At 41.5% G+C, this 19,114-nt stretch carries 18 protein-coding genes and 1 pseudogene; 13 read left to right on the top strand and 6 right to left on the bottom strand.

The annotated features are described in order from the left end of the window. Positions 1–4 precede the first annotated feature (4 nt). Positions 5–1,150, top strand: a complete 1,146-nt coding sequence (locus tag MN200_RS09485; RefSeq protein WP_114392870.1) for a phospholipase A — start codon at positions 5–7, stop codon at positions 1,148–1,150. Between the two features lie 60 nt (positions 1,151–1,210). Here the strand turns inward: MN200_RS09485 and MN200_RS09480 are convergent, their stop codons facing one another. Together MN200_RS09480 and MN200_RS09475 are read right to left on the bottom strand one after the other, a co-directional pair. Then, the gene (locus MN200_RS09480) at positions 1,211–2,560 is read right to left on the bottom strand and encodes a potassium transporter TrkG (RefSeq protein ID WP_058869789.1); all 1,350 of its coding nucleotides are present in this window, start codon (positions 2,558–2,560) and stop codon (positions 1,211–1,213) included. Then, a complete protein-coding gene (locus MN200_RS09475) occupies positions 2,557–3,210 on the bottom strand; it encodes a TrkA family potassium uptake protein (protein WP_058869788.1) in 654 nt (217 codons plus the stop codon). The genes MN200_RS09480 and MN200_RS09475 overlap by 4 nt, the downstream gene beginning before the upstream one ends. Before the next feature lie 149 nt (positions 3,211–3,359). On the opposite strand from MN200_RS09475, the gene MN200_RS09470 reads away from it, so the two are divergent. Beyond that, entirely contained in the window at positions 3,360–3,854 is a 495-nt protein-coding gene (locus tag MN200_RS09470; protein WP_058869787.1) for a hypothetical protein, read from the top strand. Between the two features lie 40 nt (positions 3,855–3,894). On the opposite strand, the gene ilvA is transcribed toward MN200_RS09470, so the two are convergent. Then, positions 3,895–5,433, bottom strand: a complete 1,539-nt coding sequence (gene ilvA, locus MN200_RS09465) for a threonine ammonia-lyase, biosynthetic (RefSeq protein ID WP_058869786.1) — start codon at positions 5,431–5,433, stop codon at positions 3,895–3,897. Positions 5,434–5,540: 107 nt separating this feature from the next. On the opposite strand from ilvA, the gene rpiA reads away from it, so the two are divergent. The 8 genes and pseudogenes from rpiA (at position 5,541) to MN200_RS09425 (ending at position 13,468) form a co-directional block, all read left to right on the top strand. After that, a complete protein-coding gene (gene rpiA / locus MN200_RS09460) occupies positions 5,541–6,212 on the top strand; it encodes a ribose-5-phosphate isomerase RpiA (RefSeq protein WP_004696685.1) in 672 nt (223 codons plus the stop codon). Positions 6,213–6,340: 128 nt separating this feature from the next. Further along, a complete protein-coding gene (locus MN200_RS09455; RefSeq protein WP_058869785.1) occupies positions 6,341–7,024 on the top strand; it encodes a SprT family zinc-dependent metalloprotease in 684 nt (227 codons plus the stop codon). A 181-nt stretch (positions 7,025–7,205) separates the two neighbouring features. Beyond that, positions 7,206–8,318 (top strand): annotated as a pseudogene (locus MN200_RS09450) (GGDEF domain-containing protein). A gap of 107 nt (positions 8,319–8,425) precedes the next feature. Further along, entirely contained in the window at positions 8,426–9,481 is a 1,056-nt protein-coding gene (gene argC, locus MN200_RS09445; protein ID WP_171253461.1) for an N-acetyl-gamma-glutamyl-phosphate reductase, read from the top strand. 79 nt (positions 9,482–9,560) lie between these two features. Then, positions 9,561–10,307 (top strand): DUF6776 family protein, encoded by a 747-nt coding sequence (locus tag MN200_RS09440; RefSeq protein WP_004696694.1) that lies wholly within the window; start codon positions 9,561–9,563, stop codon positions 10,305–10,307. Positions 10,308–10,324: 17 nt separating this feature from the next. Next, positions 10,325–10,741, top strand: a complete 417-nt coding sequence (gene clpS / locus MN200_RS09435; RefSeq protein WP_004981811.1) for an ATP-dependent Clp protease adapter ClpS — start codon at positions 10,325–10,327, stop codon at positions 10,739–10,741. 9 nt (positions 10,742–10,750) lie between these two features. Then, positions 10,751–13,027 (top strand): ATP-dependent Clp protease ATP-binding subunit ClpA, encoded by a 2,277-nt coding sequence (gene clpA, locus MN200_RS09430; protein ID WP_004981809.1) that lies wholly within the window; start codon positions 10,751–10,753, stop codon positions 13,025–13,027. Between the two features lie 87 nt (positions 13,028–13,114). Continuing rightward, the gene (locus MN200_RS09425; RefSeq protein ID WP_005401079.1) at positions 13,115–13,468 is read left to right on the top strand and encodes a YnfA family protein; all 354 of its coding nucleotides are present in this window, start codon (positions 13,115–13,117) and stop codon (positions 13,466–13,468) included. Positions 13,469–13,495: 27 nt separating this feature from the next. Here MN200_RS09425 and MN200_RS09420 read toward each other — a convergent pair whose 3' ends face one another. The 3 genes from MN200_RS09420 to MN200_RS09410 form a co-directional block, all read right to left on the bottom strand. Then, complete coding sequence (locus tag MN200_RS09420) at positions 13,496–13,969, bottom strand: hypothetical protein (protein ID WP_058869782.1); 474 nt, start codon at positions 13,967–13,969, stop codon at positions 13,496–13,498. 90 nt (positions 13,970–14,059) lie between these two features. Next, positions 14,060–14,980 (bottom strand): ornithine carbamoyltransferase, encoded by a 921-nt coding sequence (argF, locus tag MN200_RS09415; protein ID WP_058869781.1) that lies wholly within the window; start codon positions 14,978–14,980, stop codon positions 14,060–14,062. Between the two features lie 121 nt (positions 14,981–15,101). Continuing rightward, the gene (locus tag MN200_RS09410; protein ID WP_058869780.1) at positions 15,102–15,752 is read right to left on the bottom strand and encodes a TetR/AcrR family transcriptional regulator; all 651 of its coding nucleotides are present in this window, start codon (positions 15,750–15,752) and stop codon (positions 15,102–15,104) included. Between the two features lie 246 nt (positions 15,753–15,998). Between MN200_RS09410 and prpB the strand changes: the two genes are divergently transcribed. From prpB to MN200_RS09395, 3 genes are all read left to right on the top strand, one after another. Then, a complete protein-coding gene (prpB, locus tag MN200_RS09405; RefSeq protein WP_058869779.1) occupies positions 15,999–16,883 on the top strand; it encodes a methylisocitrate lyase in 885 nt (294 codons plus the stop codon). Positions 16,884–16,885: 2 nt separating this feature from the next. Next, positions 16,886–18,022 carry a 2-methylcitrate synthase gene (gene prpC, locus MN200_RS09400; protein ID WP_058869778.1) on the top strand — a complete coding sequence of 379 codons (1,137 nt, stop codon included), beginning with the start codon at positions 16,886–16,888 and terminating at the stop codon, positions 18,020–18,022. Between the two features lie 520 nt (positions 18,023–18,542). After that, entirely contained in the window at positions 18,543–19,004 is a 462-nt protein-coding gene (locus MN200_RS09395; RefSeq protein ID WP_058869777.1) for a DUF2147 domain-containing protein, read from the top strand. Positions 19,005–19,114 lie beyond the last annotated feature (110 nt).

The raw sequence follows: 19,114 nt of genomic DNA, 5'->3' as shown, positions 1-19,114 counted from the left end.
TCATATGGCGTTCAAATCATTTGAGCGTTCAACTTTAGTACTGAGCATGACTGTGCTCAGTACTTTGGGTGTCGCTAAAACACATGCACAAATTTCCGAAGTACCTGCAACTCCTGCAACAGCCGAGGCATGTGTTGCATTAGCATCTAATGCAGACCGTTTGGCTTGTTATGATGCATTATTCAAAATTCCTGAAGCAGTAAAGCCGCGCATTGTTTCTGAGCAACGTGCAGCCATGGAAATTGCGCCAGAACCTGAAAATATCACAGGGAAGATTGCACAAGGTGTGAGCTCTGTTTTCGCTTCTGAAGGTCCTAAAATATCCCCGAATTTATCTTTAATGGATAGCCGTTGGGAGCTTTCACCCGAAAGTAAATTAGGGACTTGGAATATTCGTGCTTATCAACCTGTGTACTTAATGCCTGGTTTTTGGACGACAGATAAAAATGAACGTCCATCGAGCCCAAATGAAAACAATACTGTAAATGCCGATCGAGAGCAAAACCTGAAGTCGATGGAAGCGAAATTTCAACTGTCTTTAAAAACCAAAGCAGTCGAGAACTTATTTGGAGACAATGGCGATGTTTGGTTGGGTTATACCCAGTCTTCTCGTTGGCAGGTGTATAACGGTGAAGAATCACGTCCGTTCCGTGAAACCAACTATGAGCCTGAAGCCAGTTTGGTTTTCCGTACCAATTATGAACTGTTGGGTTTAAATGGTCGCTTACTGGGATTAACTTTCAACCACCAGTCTAATGGTCGTTCCGATCCGCTGTCGCGTAGTTGGAACCGTGTCATGTTGAATGTGGGTTTTGAAAGAGACAACTTTGCGCTCATGCTGCGCCCTTGGTACCGTCTAGATGAAGATGCAGGTGATGATAATAACCCTGATATTAAGGATTATGTCGGACGGGGTGATTTAACAGCATTCTACCGTTGGAATGAACATGATTTTTCACTCATGCTGCGCCATAGTTTAAAAGGTGGCGATGACTCGCGCGGTGCTGCACAGTTTGATTGGGCTTTTCCTATTTCAGGGAAGTTGCGTGGCCATTTCCAGTTGTTTGATGGTTATGGCGAAAGCTTAATTGATTATAACCACCGAGCGACTTATGTGGGCTTGGGCGTGTCTTTAATGAATTGGTACTAATTTAGAAACATAAAAAACCACGTTTGATACGTGGTTTTTTATGTTTAAGTGTTAGGTGTTTTAACCAATTTGAATATCGGCAGTTGGGTGTTTTAGGCGGCTCTTTTTCGGCGTCGCAATCAGGTAGGCCAGCGTTAAAGGACCTAAACGACCTGCAAACATCAAGAGCATCAAGATAAATAAACTTGCAGGTTGAAGTTCACCGGTGATGCCACGTGACAAACCGACAGTACAAGCAGCGGAAATGGCTTCAAATAACAAATCCATAAACTGATGATTAGGTTCGATTAAAGATAAACTAAAGATGCCTAAGAAAATAAGTGCCGCGGTAATAGAGACAACAGCCATCGCCTTGAAAGAGGTTTTCTGAGAAACGGAGTGATTGAACACGCGAATTTCATCTTCACGTCTAAGGAAGCTAATCACGCTGAGCAAAACAATAATAAAAGTACCTACTTTAATCCCGCCCGCGGTACTCATCGAGCCGCCCCCAATGAACATCAGTAACATGGTCACGAGGGTCGAAGCATCTTTCATTTGTGCTAAATCAAGACTGTTAAAGCCCGATGAACGAGGTACGGTGGCATGGAACCATGCATTTAAAGCTTGGTCACCTAAGCTCATTGGCGCTAAGGTGAGGGGATTGTTCGATTCAATTGCCCATAAAAGAACAAAAGCAATCAGGTTCAAACCTGCAATTGTGGATAAAATCAGTTTGCTATTGGTACTTAAGCCTTTCCAACGTTTGCTGCGTTTAATGTCCATTAACACCACAAAACCTGTCCCACCAATGATGTATAGCATACTGATGGTAAAGGTAATGAGATACTGACCCGAGAAGCTCATTAGACTGTTGGGAAACAGTGAAAAGCCACCATTGTTAAATGCAGATACACTATAAAAAGCCGCATAAAACAGAGCTTGATTGAAGTTGTAATCTTCTAACCATGCAATGGTCAAAATAACCGTGCCGATCGCTTCAAAAAATAAGGAATACAGCAGTACTCCTTTAATGGTGAAGGATACTTTGGATAAGCTGGTTTGGCCAATGGTCTCTTGCGCCATGATTTGTTGCTTTAAACCGAGTTTGGTCGACAGACTCAGTGCGGCTAAAATTGCAAAAGTCATAAAGCCTAAGCCACCAATTTGAATCAGTAGCATGATGATGATTTTACCTGTTACGGTAAAAGTTTCACCGACATTCACCACAGACAGTCCCGTAATGGTGACTGCTGAGCTGGCGGTGAACAAAGAGTGAATCCAACTGAGTTCACCGTAGTGTGAAATGGGTAACTTTAATAATAGAGTCCCAATAATAATAAAGCTCAAAAAACCCAAAGCCAGCAGGCTGGGCGGGCTTAAATTAATGGTGCTGTTTTTGGGGGTTTGCCATTCTTTGACTTTTTTCATGATTTGAACCGTGCTGAAAGACGACGTAATGTTTCAACTAAACCTTCAACAACTAGAATATCACCCACTTGTAAAATTAAATTGGGGTCAATGCTGTACAAAACGTCTTTGCCACGTTTATGGAGTAAGGTTTTCACATCAGGTGCTTGATCCATCAGTTGGCGGAAGCGAGTCCCTTGTAGTTTTTCATCAATTTCAATTTTGACAATATAGTGGTTATCTTCAAGTGCCATATAGCGGCTGACCATGGGGTAGCATAAAGACTGCGCAATCCGCACGCCCATGTCCTCTTCAGGGTGAATAATTTTACTAATCCCTAAATGGCTTAAAATCATATGGTGCGACTTCGATTTGGCTTTGACCCAAATTTTTTCAACCCCAATATTTTTGAGGTGCAGTACACACAAAATACTGGCTTCAATATTTTCACCAATTGCGACCACCACGGCATCGCAGTTTTTAATATTTAATTCATCGAGGACATGTTCATCTGTTGCATCGGCAATGACAGCATGGGTCACCTGCTCAGAAATATTTTCAACATATTTTTTTTCACTATCGATACCAATGACATCATGTCCCAGTTCAATGAGTTGAGTTGCAACTGTGGCTCCAAAGCTTCCTAAACCAATCACTGCAAATTGCGCCATGTCATCTTTCCTTTAAATTTTTTATACATCGATTGTTAACGAATGTTGTGCCAAATTTCACAAGATGTCATCTTTATACAGACACGCTATTTTCGCTCAACCGCGCTTTGCCTTATACCAATATATCACTCATCCAAAGGAGTATATAAATGCGGAAGACACTGTATGAATCCCTCAGGATCGCGTTTCCAGAATTGAATGATACCGCAATTCCAGAAGAACAAGATGAGTTCGAGCACTTTGTACGTTGGTTGAATAGCGATTATTCAAACATTCAAAAAATAGAACTCGATGATTTTCGACAAAATGGTATTGATGAATGCCATCGACTCCAACAGTTAGGTATTGACTTAGACGAGCTGAAAAACCAAATTAATGATGATATGGCGTCTTTTTATCAAATGTATGACAGTGAGGGAGAAGAAACCTCAGACATGCATGGTTATGATTTTGAGTTTAGTTTTGATGTTATTTTTAACCACATTAAAATTTTTATCGAGCCTTATGAACTCAGTTTGCTGGTTATTGAGCGGGAAAACCCTTATTGGCTGTTGGTACCGCATAATGATGAGCTGATCGATAGAATTATTGTTACATATAATCACACGTTCGGTGATGAAGAGCCGATGCAGCTCATAGAATAAAACCGCCTCGAAGGGCGGTTTTATGTATGTATTGAATCTTTTATTTTAAGAAACGTTGATAACCTAGGTTATTGGTAATTTCTTCATATGGATACGAAATACTTTCTAAGGTTTCAATCAAACCATCTGGGTTTTGTTTAGCATCACTTGCCTCTAAACCAACAAGGACACGACCTTCCGCAGCACCGTGGTTGCGGTAGTGGAATAGGGTAATGTTATGCGTAGGGCCAAGGCGCTCGAGGAACATTAACAGTGCGCCTGGACGTTCAGGGAACTCAACACGGAATAAACGCTCATTTTCAAGGTCTGCATGACCACCAATCAGGTAGCGAATATGCAATTTTGCCACTTCATCATCAGACAAGTCATCGACATCGAACTGAGTTTTGAGTGCTTCAAAAATATCGTGACGCTCTTTTTCACCGCCTTTTAAGCTAATCCCGACAAAGACTTGCGCTGCACTAGCATCGCTCGCACGGTAGTTAAACTCGGTGATATTACGGCCTTGTAGTGCTCGGCAGAAATTCAGGAATGAACCTTTTTTCTCTGGAATGGTCACAGCAAAAATAGCTTCTTTGCGTTCACCCAATTCAGTGCGTTCTGCAATATAACGTAAACGGTCAAAGTTCATGTTGGCACCGCATACAATTGAGACGATGTTTTGCCCAATCAGCTCGTGTTTTTCAACATATTTTTTAATCCCTGCCAAGGCCATCGCACCCGATGGTTCAACGATACTACGACATTCATCATAGGTGTCTTTAATGGCAGCACAAATTTCATCGGTATTGACTAAAACCACTTCACGCTCAACGATCGGGCCTGAGTTATCCGACTTTTGTAGTTGAATCACTTCAAATGGTTTTTCACCAATCTGTGCTACAGCCGTACCGTCGGCAAATAAGCCGACTTGAGGTAGTACTACGCGTTCACCTGCTTCAAATGCGGCTTTTAAACAAGCAGATTCGTCATATTCAACAGGAATGACTTTGACATGTGGTGCAACATCGCCTAAGTAGGCTGCTACACCAGCAATCAAACCGCCACCACCCACAGCGACGAAAACGTAGTCGACATCGCGCCATTGACGCAAAATTTCATTGCCAATCGTGCCTTGACCTGCCATGACCAGTTCATCATCATAGGGTGGAATAAAGCTCATACCGTCTTCTGCGGCACGTTGAATTGCGTATTTGTTTGCAACATCAAAAGAGTCGCCGTGGAGAACCACTTCACCGCCTAAGCGTTTGACCGCCTGAACTTTAATATCTGGGGTGGTTTTCGGCATCACAATAATGGCACGAATGCCGAGTTTTTTACCTGACAGTGCTACACCTTGGGCATGGTTGCCAGCAGATGCAGTAATCACACCACGTTCAAGTTGAGCTCTAGGAAGTTGGCTAATGCGGTTATAGGCACCGCGCAGCTTAAATGAAAAGACTGGTTGTAAGTCTTCACGTTTAAAACGAATGTTGTTATTGAGTTTCTCACTAATTCGAGGTGCCGCTTCGAGTGGAGTTTCGATTGCAACATCGTAGACTGTTGCTTGTAATATTTGTCGAACCAAACGAGACAGCATGTTAATTTCCCATTTAACAGTTTAAAATAGAGGATCATTGTAACAAACCCATGTACATTTGGGCTGTAAAATCAGCAACAAATGTCAAAAAATAGTTGAGCCAAATTATGAGTCTGTATGCTACCCAAGATGAAAAAAAGCAAGCTGCTGCAAAAGCTGCCTTAAAGCACTTACCTAAAGGTGGCATTTTAGGGGTGGGTACAGGCAGCACCGTAAATTTCTTAATTGAACTTTTACCAGAGCTTCAGCTTGAAGCAGCTGTGGCAAGTTCAGAAGCAACGGCTGAGCGTTTAAAGAAATTAGGCATTGAAGTGGTTGATATGAACTCTGTCGGCGGTTTAGATGCCTATGTCGATGGTGCAGACGAAATTGACCGTCATATGCATATGATCAAAGGCGGTGGCGCCGCACTTACTCGCGAGAAAATTGTGGCTTCAATTGCGAGAAAATTTGTTTGTATCGTTGATGATTCTAAGTGGGTTGATCAATTGGGGCGTGACTTCCCACTTCCGATTGAAGTGATTCCAATGGCTCGTTCAGCTGTGGCACGTAAAATTGTAGCGCTCGGTGGTGATCCTGCTTACCGTGAAGGCGTGGTGACGGATAACGGTAACGTGATTTTAGACGTCTATAACCTGAACATCTTAAATGCGCTTGAGCTTGAAAAAACCATTAACGACATTCCAGGTGTGGTGTGTAATGGTATTTTTGCAATCAATAAAGCAGATGTGGCAGTTGTTGCAACAGACAGCGGTATTGAAGAACGTACCGCTGTTTAATTTTAAATCTTCCCTAAGCTCTTCTTTGAAAAAGAGAGGCTAAAAGCAAAAACATTTTTATCTTATGTTTTTCTCCCTCCTTTTAAAAGGAGGGCTAGGGAGGATGATTCAATAAAAGAATAATATTAATGACCTTAGTAGACCTACCTGAAATTCAAATCACCCATCATGCACGTGCGACCCGGTTACGACTTCGTGTTGAACCAACTCAAATTCGTTTAACCGTGCCTAAGTTTTGTAGCAAACGGCAAATTCAGGATTTTTTAAATCAATCTGAACAGTGGATGGTTGAAACTTGGCAGAAGCAACAAGCCAGTCTGGTACAGATAGATCGAACCCTTCCCATAGAGTTGCGGTTATTTAATCGCCAAAATGCTTTAACGGTGAGCTATAAAACACAAAAAAATGCGTATATTTTGGATGAGGATAATCACCAGCTTTGGATCAGTGACCGTCAGCCCGAAAGTTATTTAAAATCTTTTGTAATTGCATACGCCAAACAGCACTTGCCTATTTATTTGCAACAGATTAGTCATGAAACTGGTTTAAAATTTGCACAATGTTCAATTCGTCAGCCCAAAACCCGCTGGGGGAGTTGTAGTGCCAAACACGACATTATGCTTAACAGTGCTTTAGTGTTGTTTCCTGAAGCCATTACCCGTTATGTCTGTGTGCATGAACTCGCACATACGCAACATTTTGATCATAGTGCACGTTTTTGGGCGGAAGTTGCCAAATATGATGCCGCTTTTCAACAGCATCAAAAAACCTTAAAAACAACCGTATTGCCGTATTGGTGGGCAAGCGCTTAAAGTTAATTTGACGTGCAAAATTTAAAAATAACTTCTTCTGACCGATTGAGCGTGAGTCAAAAAATGCTCTAAACTTCATGATCTAAGGTAAACATTCCTCAATTTCAGTCCAAAGACCTCAAATGTGAATTTTACAGATATCCACTATTTTATATTAATCGTTCCAGCTTGCCTGATTTTAATGGGAAGCTTGCTTTTAATATGTCATTTTGCTTTTAGGGCTCCCTCATATTTATTGTGGCTCGGGCTTGGATATATTGTGCCTTCGTTTTCTGTGGCCGCGCAAAGTTTTATGTCGAATAAGCAGTTGGCTTTGTCGGCACCCATTTTAGGCAGTATGTATTTGTTTGGCGCATGAGCTAGCGCTTATGCCATGGGCTTAAGAAAGAATGCCAATGCACGTCCATATTGGTGTCTTGCCTTGGTCGTGATGGCCTTACTTTCACTCAGTTATTATTCCTACGTAGATGATCAACTGTGGATCAGAATGCTGATTCTAAACATTTCAATTGCATTGGTTGAGTCTTTGGTTTTGTTTTCAATGTTTAAACATTATCAAGGGATTGATTTGCTCAATAAAATAGTCGACTTTTCCTACTTGTTTATTGTGCTGTATACCTTTGTTCGCGGAATCATTATTTTTCTTTTTTTAAGAAATATCGAAGCAGACATGTTGGCAAATTCAGTTTGGTGGCTGATGATACTTGCTGCGAGCATTATCTTAAGTATGTGGTTTGCAATAGTGCTGCTCGGAACCTTGGTGCGCGATATTATCCATCAACTCAATGACGAGCGACTAAGAGATCCGCTAACGCATTTATTCAATCGACGAGGCTTTAACGAAGCCGCTAAACGAAAGTTGCATCAGTTATCTAAACAGCCTTATTTCTTGCTCATGTGTGATATTGACCATTTTAAGAAAATTAATGACACCTATGGGCATTTGGTGGGTGATCAAATTTTACAACAAGTCGGTCAAATTATTGGGCAAAACGTCCGTGCGCACGACTTGGTAGGGCGTTTTGACGGGGAAGAGTTCATTGTCTTATTGCAAATTGATGACCCCACGCTGGCTTATAATATTGCCAATCGTATTCGTTTAGGTATTGCCGATGCACGATTATCCTCAAAAAATATTGCCGTGACAGCAAGTTTTGGACTGGCTGCGCTACATCAACCCAACTTAAAATACGCCATACATGCTGCCGATCAATTGTTATATCAGGCGAAACATGCGGGACGAAATCAGATTGGTTTTGAGCCAGCACAGAGTATATTGGATGTGCCTCATTAGTTGTCGATAGCACTAAAAACGCATAAATTCCAAGTAAAACAGTTTAGAAAGCAGAAACTTCCTGTCATACTAGGCAGTTACGAAATGGACAGTTTAAGTTTGAGGTAATACACGTGATTTCAGTTGGTATTGTCGGCGGTACAGGTTATACAGGCGTTGAATTGTTGCGTCTTTTACTACGACACCCAAATGTGCAAGTAAGCGTATTAACATCGCGTACAGAAGACGGTCGCCGTGTAGATGATATGTTCCCAAGCCTACGTGGACATACCGAACTCAAATATTCAGATTTGAATATTGATGAACTGAAAAAATGTGATGTGGTGTTCTTTGCGACACCGCATGGCGTTGCCATGAAGTATGCCGAAGAGCTGGTGGCTGCAAATACCAAAGTGATTGACCTTGCCGCAGACTTCCGTCTACAAGACTTAGAACAGTTTGAAAAATGGTATGGTATGCAACATGCGTGCCCTGAACTGTTGAAAGACTCGGTTTATGGTTTGTCAGAATTAAACCGTGAGCAGATTAAACAAGCCAATGTCATTGGTAACCCTGGTTGTTACCCAACGACAGTACAACTGGGTTTAGCGCCGTTATTTAAGCAAAAAGACACATTAGTTAAACCTGAAAGTATTATTATTGATGCAAAATCGGGTGTGTCTGGTGCAGGTCGTAAAGCCAGCCTTGGTATGATCTATTCTGAAAATGCAGATAATTTCAAAGCTTATGGCGTTGCAGGTCACCGTCATCATCCTGAAATTGTGGAAGCGTTGGAAAATATTTCAGGTTTCAAAGAGGTGTTTAACCACATTTTATTTGTCCCACATTTGGTGCCAATGATTCGTGGCATGCTGAGCACGATTTATGTGGACTTAACCGATGCGGGTGAAGCTGCTGATTTGCAAAGTTTATATGAACAGTTTTATGCCAATGAAGTTTTTGTTGATGTAATGCCTGCTGGAAGCTCACCAGAGACGCGTTCTGTGCGGGGTGCCAATCAACTTCGTATTGCGCTGTATAAACCACAACCGAAAAAATTGGTGGTCATTTCAGTACAAGACAATTTGGTTAAAGGGGCAGCAGGTCAGGCCGTTCAAAACATGAACTTAATGTTTGGATTTGCTGAAACAGCGGGCCTAGACGGAATTGGTTTATTACCATAAAAAACGTTTTAAAACTTCACACACATTTAGATTTCGATTTAAATGTGTGTTTTGAATTGAATCAAAATAAGAGATGACGATGCCGAACACTGACACAAATATGACGTCACAACAGCCTGAACCTGCAAAGCCGTTTTTACAGACCAATAAGCCCTTGGCAATTGGTGCTGCAATATTGATGGTTGCAAGTGGGGTATTGGGCTATACCGTCGGACATCGTCAGGGTTTAACGGTGGTAGGTTTTGATGCTGATGCTGAGCAACTGGTCGAAGTGGTACAAAAGCAAAAGACCAGTCTGGATGCTTTGAATAAAAACTACAATGCTGCTGTTCAGGAGCGTGATGTTGCTGTGACCAATTCAAATGAGCTGTATTTGTCATTGCAAAAAGCTCTGGATCAACAAGCGCAATCTGAAACCACTGCTGTGATTTACCGTGAGGTTTTGCGTCAACGCGGTGGTATTCCACTGGCTGTGCAGCATATTGCGATTAAACCTTTGCCTGAGAATGCATTTGAATATCAACTTGACTTGGTTCAAGTTAGTCCATCTAAACGTGCAGCTTCAGGTACAGTTGAACTCCGACTCATTCGTGGTACAGAGGTTTTAGTTGTGCCTCTTGAAGACAAAAACTTTAACTTTGAAAACTATGAGCGCTTAACAGGGCGTTGGACGATGCCTAAAGGCTTTACGCCACAGTTTATCGAAGTCCGTTTAACAGGTAGCACACCAGTGACACGACGCTTTAGTTGGTCACGTGGTGAGGCCGTAGAAAGTCAATCTGCATTTGTCTCTGAAATCCCTCAGGCTGAGGCGAATGCACAATAATTGTGAATTGTAAGTTTATGGGTATCTCTAAGCGTTCAACGTGTTTAAATGAAATCAAGCAGTCTTTTCATGAATCTGGCTATGTCGATTGGCATATCAGCCCGCGCTTGAGCAATGATGAACCGCATGAAGAAGAAAATGGGGATGTTGCTGTCCAAACCGCTCCACCGGAACTTAAGCGTCCTCCACTCTATGCCGTCGTTTTAATGAACGATGACTACACCCCAATGGACTTTGTTATTGAAATTTTACAACAATACTTTGCTTTGAATCTTGACCAAGCCACTCAAGTAATGCTAACTGTACATTATGAAGGAAAAGGTGTTGCAGGCGTTTACCCGAGAGACATCGCGGAAACAAAAGCAAACCAAGTCAATAATTACGCTCGGTCTCAAGGTCATCCTTTACTTTGTCAGATTGAGCCGAAAGATTAAGGGGGTTCCATGCTCAGTCGTCAATTAGAAGTATCCTTACGTTTGGCTGTTAGTATGGCTCGACAAAAGAGACATGAATTCCTAACCGTTGAACATTTATTATTGGCTTTACTCGATAATGATTCGGCCGTAAATGCATTGAAAGCCTGTGGTGCAGATATTATTGTGCTTCGCAAAGAGCTTGAAGAATATGTAGAGCAGCACACCCCTAAACTGGGCGAAAACAGTGATCAAGCCCCGCACCCAACCGAAAGTTTTGACCGTATCTTACAACGTGCAATTTTCCATGTACAATCAAGCGGTGGTGATCGAACAGTTGAAGGCGCAGACATTTTAGTTGCGATGTACTCTGAACGTGACTCTTTTGCAGTCTACCTCTTAAAACGCCATCAAATTAACCGATTAACTCTGACACAATACTTGGCCCACGGCACACGTAAAGACGAAGTGCAAGTGGAAGAAGAAATTGAAGATCTTGATGGTGAATCGACCAGTTCAAGCAACGCAGGTCCTTTAGAGCTGTATACAACCAACTTGAATGTTGAGGCACAAAAGGGTAAAACGGATCCTTTAATTGGTCGTGAAAAAGAAATTGAACGTGCTGCGCAAATTTTGTGCCGTCGTCGTAAAAACAACCCATTATTGGTCGGTGATCCTGGTGTCGGTAAAACATCGATTGCTGAAGGTTTAGCTTGGCTCATTGTTAATGGTAAAGCGCCGAAACCATTAGCAAATGCTGAAGTGTATAGCTTGGATATTGGTGCATTGGTGGCAGGAACCAAATACCGTGGTGACTTTGAAAAACGTTTAAAACAGCTTTTGAACGCGTTGAAAAAGAAACCAGAAGCAGTTTTGTTTATTGACGAAATTCACATGATTATTGGTGCAGGCTCAAGTATGGGCAGTACGATGGATGCGTCAAACTTGATTAAACCCGCATTGGCTAATGGTTCATTGCGCTGCATCGGTTCAACCACGTTCCAAGAATACCGCCAAGTCTTTGAAAAAGATCATGCATTGTCACGTCGTTTCCAAAAAATTGATGTCAATGAACCATCTATTTCAGAAACGATTGATATTTTACGTGGGTTAAAGTCTAAGTTTGAAGATTTCCATCATGTTAAATATGACGACAAAGCTTTAATTTCTGCGGTTGAGCTGTCTGCGAAGTTCATTAATGACCGTTTCTTGCCGGATAAAGCTATTGATGTCATTGATGAAGCAGGGGCACAACGTCGTCTGAAAGCTGAGCAAGATGACACCTTGATTACCGTGGAAAATATTGAAGATATCGTGTCGAAAATTGCACGTATTCCACCAAAAACTGTGTCTAAAGATGACAAGACCGTTCTTGAAAATCTTGAACGTGATTTAAAACGTGTGGTCTTTGGTCAAGATGAAGCCATTGAAGCTTTAGGCTCAGCAATTAAACTGTCGCGTGCAGGCTTAAAATCACCAGATAAACCTGTGGGTAGTTTCGTTTTTGCAGGCCCAACTGGGGTAGGTAAAACAGAAGTCACCAAGCAGCTTGCGAAATTACTGGGTGTTGAGCTGGTTCGTTTCGATATGTCGGAGTACATGGAGCGCCATGCGGTTTCACGTTTGATCGGTGCGCCTCCAGGTTATGTGGGCTTTGATCAAGGTGGTCTGTTGACCGATGCGATTCATAAAAATCCGCACTGTGTATTATTACTAGATGAGATTGAAAAAGCGCATCCAGACGTGTTTAACTTATTGCTACAAATCATGGATCATGGTTCATTGACCGATAACAATGGTCGTAAATCAGACTTCCGTAATGTGGTGTTGGTCTTGACCACAAATATTGGCGCGGAAAGTATTTCTCGCGTGAGTATTGGCTTCATGGATCAAGACAACAGTAATGATAACCAAGATGCGATGAAGAAAGCATTTTCTCCTGAGTTCCGTAACCGTTTAGACAGCGTGATTCAGTTTAAAGCTTTACCAACGACAGTAATTGAAAACGTAGTAGATAAGTTCTTAACTGAACTCCAAGCGCAACTGGATGAGAAAAAAGTCATTCTAGAAGTGGATCAAAGTGCGCGTGAGTGGATGGCTGAAAATGGCTATGACCGTTTAATGGGTGCTCGCCCAATGCAACGACTCATCCAAGAGCATTTGAAAAAACCACTGGCTGAAATGATTCTATTTGGTGAGCTTGCAGAACATGGTGGTAATGTTGCGGTCTCTGTGAAGAACGAAAATGGTAAAGCGGTGGGTTTAAAACTTGAAGTTTTTGAAGATCAAACGGCTGAACCTGCTTAAAGATCGCTACATAATTTAAAACCCGTGTTCGCACGGGTTTTTTATTGAAGAAGTATTTAACAGTTAGAAGTAATAAAAGTAGGTTGCATGGATATTCAATTGACGAAAGTTTTAAGTACATTTGTGCTGTTTTTGGTAACCGCTGTGATGGAAATATTAGGTTGTTATTTCCCTTATTTGATTTTAAATCAGGGAAGAAGTCATTGGTTGTGGATTCCTACAGCTTTAGCGCTAGGTGCTTTTGTCTGGTTGTTGACTTTACATCCGGCTGCATCAGGACGTATTTATGCCGCTTATGGCGGAATTTATATTTTTACCGCATTGCTATGGTTGCGTTATGTCGATCAAGTTTATTTATCCCGTTGGGACATAATGGGTGGGGCAGTGGTGTTGATTGGTGCGGCCATGATTATCTTACAACCGCAAGGATTGGTTCGCTAAAGTAGAGAACCAATCGCTAGAAAGGTACTATTTGATACCACAATCTTTTTGCTTTAATTCTAAATCGTAGCTATTTTTCTCAGAGCTGAGCTGTAATTTTATAATGTAGGGGTTATGGCGTTGATATTGATGCTCGAAGAAAATATTGCAGTTTTGCACAACATTCTTTTTAATCACTTTTTGAACTGCTTTCGCACCCAAATCCTGTTCAAACTGCGCAAAATCAGGGGTAATGATCAAGCCTTTAAGCTCGGTACGGTCTGCATATAGATTAAATTGTTCAATGATGGTGTTGTTATCAATCTCAATTGGGAGAGTTCGTGAGTCTTCTGCGGTTAATACAGTTAAAATCTCGTTCAGAGTTTCAGGCTGTTTAATTTTAAAATTTTGATCAATAATTTGTTTGGACTGTAAGTAGTCATCAAACTCTGAGGCTTGAACCTGAAAAAAAGTAGAGCTTAGGATTGTAGCAAGGCACAGGCCTGTTTTTTTGAAATGCATGGAAAGTGTCGCTTATAAAAATTATGTTCCGATTATAGCTTTGCCCGTATAAAAAAAGCACCCTTAGGTGCTTTTCGTTGGAAAAATTAATTAATCTTTCTTGGTGTTTTCATTGATTAAAAACTCAACCAATGCTTTTTGTGCATGTAAGCGGTTTTCAGCTTCATCCCAAACCACGGCATTTTTATGGTCGAGCATCTTTTCAGAAATTTCTTCGCCGCGATGCGCAGGTAAACAATGCATAAATAAACAATCAGGATGAGCAAGATCCATAAGATGTTCATTCACTTGATAGTCTGCAAAAGCAGCTTCACGAATTTTTTGCTCTTCTTCTTGGCCCATGCTTGCCCATACATCGGTCACGATAAGGTCTGCGTTTACGGCAGCATCTTCAGCTGAGTTAACCAGTTCTGCACAATGCGCAAATTCACTTAAAAATTCTGCTTTGGGTTCATAACCTTTAGGCGCAGCAATTTTTAACTTGAAGCCCCACATATGTGCAGCTTCAATATATGAATTACACATGTTGTTGCCATCACCAATCCAGGCTACCGTTTTGCCTGCAATCGGGCCACGGTGTTCAACAAAAGTTTGAACATCTGCAAGTAGTTGGCAAGGGTGGTGATCATCGGTTAAAGCATTAATCACAGGAACTTTTGAATAAGAGGCAAAACGTTCAACAATGTCATGTCCAAAAGTACGGATCATCACAATATCCAACATGCTTGAAATCACGCGTGCTGAATCTTCAATCGGTTCACCACGACCCAATTGGGTGTCTCGTGGAGAGAGGAAAATTGCACTGCCACCAAACTGGCTCATGCCTGCTTCGAACGATACACGGGTACGGGTGCTCGATTTTTCAAAAATCATACCCATGACTTTACCAACAAACGGTTGGAATACTTCGCTGTTGTGCTGTTTACGCTTTAGTTCGATACCGCGTTGCACAACTTGGTTCAGTTCTAAAGTAGATAAATCGCGTAAGGTAAGAAAGTGACGTAGAGCCATTGTTACTCCACAATAATTGCTGAAAACCGAAATAGGTACAGAACAACAATTAGTTGTTGGTTGGTGAAAAGAAAAAAGAGAGTCGATTAATATACTATATGCAAAGGAAATTGCAAAAAAACTAGACTTTTTGATGACCTGCTAAGAAACGATCTACGCAATAATGAACATATTCTAGATTTTCTTGTTCATTTTCTTCAACATAGATGTTCATCAGCACTCGCCACTCTAATTCACGCACAATACCAAAAAAAAGCTGCGCAGAATAATTCGGGTGTTCACATTGAATAATGCCTATTTCATCTGCTTTGGTTAAAATGCAAGCCACGGCATCTTCAATATGTTTAGGTCCTTGTTTGTGAATATGAAAGGCCAACTGCGGATTACGTTGTACTTGTTCCATAATGAGTCTTAAAAAAGAGGCATTTTCTGGAAGCACAAGATGCGTTTGAATATTTAAAATGGTTTGTATTAAATAAACGCGCAAATTGTCCTTAGTGAAATCAAAAGGCATACAAATATCTTTAAAAAACAACTCACGACGGTAGTCGCAAATTGCTGTAAAAAGACCGTCTTTATTTCCAAAATATTTGTAAATCGATGCTTTTGAACCACCCGCATGATTGACAATATCATCGAGTGAAACTGCATCGTAGCCATGTTGCAAAAACAACTCATTTGCACTTAATAAAAATGCAAGACAGCGTTCATGACCTCGTTTTGTGTGAGGTATGTCACGTGTAAGGGGTTCTAGTTGAACTGAGTCGTGCATATAACTAACAACAGCCTAATAAATGTGGATCTCTAGTTGCTATCATAGCAAAAATATGTACACATTGTTGTTTTGGGGCTTATCTGTTTACCACTAAACCTCAGTGTGTGGAAGAAAATTACACAATAAAAGCGTGAACCATGGGACTAAAGTTTTAGAGTTTTCATTCTAAAATGTCATAGCCAATTCAGTCATTATGGCTATACTCAAAACTCGAAAATTAAAGTAAATGCCGTGGAAAGGACGATGACAGAACAAAAATCTGCAGGCTTAAGATTTAGACAAGCACTAGAAGTGGAAAAACCATTACAAATTATCGGTACAGTCAATGCTTATGCAGCAATGATGGCGAAACAGGTGGGCTACAAGGCCATCTACCTTTCGGGTGCTGGTGTAGCCAACTACTCTTATGGATTGCCTGATTTAGGCATGACCAGTCTGGATAATGTTTTGGAAGATGTACGCCGCATTACCGAACGTGTAGACACCCCGTTACTGGTCGATATCGACACCGGTTGGGGTGGGGCATTTAACATTGCCCGTAGCGTTAAACAAATGATTGCCGCAGGCGCAGCCGCAGTTCACATCGAAGACCAAGTGGCACAAAAACGCTGTGGCCACCGCCCCAACAAAGAAATTGTCACCCAACAAGAAATGGTTGATCGCGTCAAAGCTGCAGTTGATGCCAAAACCGATGCAAACTTTGTGGTGATGGCACGTACCGATGCCCTACAAAAAGAAGGCCTACAAGCGGTGATTGACCGTGCCTGTGCTTGTGTAGAAGCCGGTGCTGATGCGATCTTTGCCGAAGCAATGACTGACATTACCATGTACAAAACCGTCTGCGATGCAGTCGGTGTCCCAGTATTGGCGAACATCACCGAATTTGGCGATACCCCATACTACACCAAAGAACAACTGGCAGAACAAGGCATCTCGATGGTGCTGTACCCACTGTCACCGACCCGTGCCATGCAAAAGGCAGCACTGGAAGTCATGCATGCCATTCGCAATGACGGTACCCAAGTCAACGTTCTCGACAAAATGCAACAGCGCAAAGAACTCTACGAATTTCTCGATTACCACACCTTTGAAAACACATTAGACAAGCTGTTTAAACAGGAGAATTAAAAATGGCTGAAGGAAAAGTCCTCACAGGCGCAGGATTGCGCGGACAAGTTGCAGGAAAGACAGCACTATCAACCGTAGGCAAAAGCGGAGCAGGTCTCACCTACCGTGGTTATGACGTCCAAGACTTAGCAGAAAACTGCCAATTCGAAGAAGTGGCTTACCTGATCTTCTTTGGTGAACTACCAACAGCAGCACAGCTCACCGCTTACAAAGCTAAACTCAAATCACTGCGCCAACTGCCACAAGCACTCAAAGAAGTACTTGAGCGTATCCCAGCAGACTCACACCCAATGGATGTGATGCGTACAGGCGTATCAATGCTGGGTAACCTAGAAACAGAACAATCTTTTGCAGAACAGCAAGATGTTGCAGACCGCATTCTCGCAACCCTTCCAGCGATCATTTGCTACTGGTACCGTTTTAGCCATGATGGCGTACGCATTGAAGAAAACACCGATGACGATTCAATTGGCGCTCAATTCCTACACCTACTTCGTGGTGAAAAACCAAATGAACTGCATGAACAAGTGATGAACGTCTCACTGATCCTGTATGCAGAGCATGAATTCAACGCATCAACATTCACAGCACGTGTATGTGCATCAACATTGTCAGATATGCATTCATGTATTACCGGTGCGATTGGTTCGCTACGTGGTCCATTACATGGTGGAGCAAACGAAGCAGCGATGGAAATGATTGAAAACTGGGCGTCCCCTGAAGAAGCTGAGCGAGAAATGCTGGGCAAATTGGAACGTAAAGAAAAGATCATGGGCTTTGGCCATGCAATCTACAAAGACAATGATCCACGTAACGGCATCATTAAAATTTGGTCAGAGCGCTTAGCCAAGGATGTCGGTGATACCGTTCTTTATCCAGTTTCAGTACGTTGTGAAGAAGTAATGTGGCGTGAGAAGAAACTGTTCTGTAACGCGGACTTCTTCCATGCATCTGCTTACCACTTCATGGATATTGCGACCAAATTATTCACACCAATCTTCGTGATGAGCCGTGTGACAGGTTGGGCAGCGCATGTGATGGAACAACGTGCGGACAACCGTATTATTCGCCCAAGTGCGGACTATACGGGACCTGAACTACGTAAAGTTGTTCCAATTGAAGAGCGTACAGCAGCTTAATATAAAGCGTATAGTATATAAAAGAACCTCTTCAGAATAAGTCTGATCAGTTAAGGAGTTTTGCGATAAACTCCTTAACTTTTTAGTTCTTCACAACGGTGCCTTATCTATTTGAATTGGATACTTACCGCTCATTTATGGCCTTGGATCAACCCAAATGAGAAGCTCAAAATACCCAACAAAGTATCTTAAGCCCACTACAAAACTCGCCCAATACCTTTTATTGATGAATAAATCACAGTAACCCTAATTTTTAAAACTAGTTTTGTCTTGAACTATTAAGGATGACGTTTTCGCATATCAAAGAACATCATGAATTTAAAAACAAAATGCCAGTCAATTTTTAACGAACAGGCATGATCTCTTTGGAGGCTTTTTTATGTACAAATTTTTTGTTGATATTTCTCACTGGTTAATTCCATATAAATATTTAATTTTAATGAAATAATTGATAAATAAAAAAATATAGTTGCTATAATTGCGACCGTTTATTTTTATATTTTTTATTGTAATTTACTTTATGAAACATAAGTTTTTGTGTGTATCTGTACTATTTCTGGGATTGTCTCATTCTGCTTTCGCTATGCCTTTTGACCCACTGATTGGGACGTGGAAGGTCATTGATGACCGAACAGGTTCTTATATTTCAGATATTGTGATTCGTAAGAACTCAAAAACAGCACAATATAGCGCAGTAGTGACGAAATATTATCCTTTGGCTGGCGCACCGATCACTGATGTCTGTACAAAATGTCAGGGTGGACTCAAGGATAAACCAATTTTTGGTATGCAAATTTTAAGCGGTTTAGTGGCCGATAAAACAGGTCAAAAATTCGCAAAAGGCCAATGGCTGAATCCTCAAGATGGCCGTGTGTATAACATCAATATTGCGCAGTTAAATGCTGGTAAAGATCAGATGAAGGTACAAGCCACAGCAAAAGATGCGAAAGGTTTGAGCAACATGACATGGAAAAAGCTTTAAGTCTTTTGCTTGTATCGATAAAGCCATTGAACTTTCATAGTGCGGTGGCTTTTGTTATGGATAAAAAAGTTGGAAGGAGATTTCCTAGACTTGTTCAATCCGTATAAAAA

The organism is Acinetobacter sp. LUNF3 (genome assembly GCF_022699605.1).
In the GTDB taxonomy this organism is placed as follows: domain Bacteria; phylum Pseudomonadota; class Gammaproteobacteria; order Pseudomonadales; family Moraxellaceae; genus Acinetobacter; species Acinetobacter johnsonii.
This window is presented reverse-complemented; position numbering and strand designations above follow the sequence as displayed.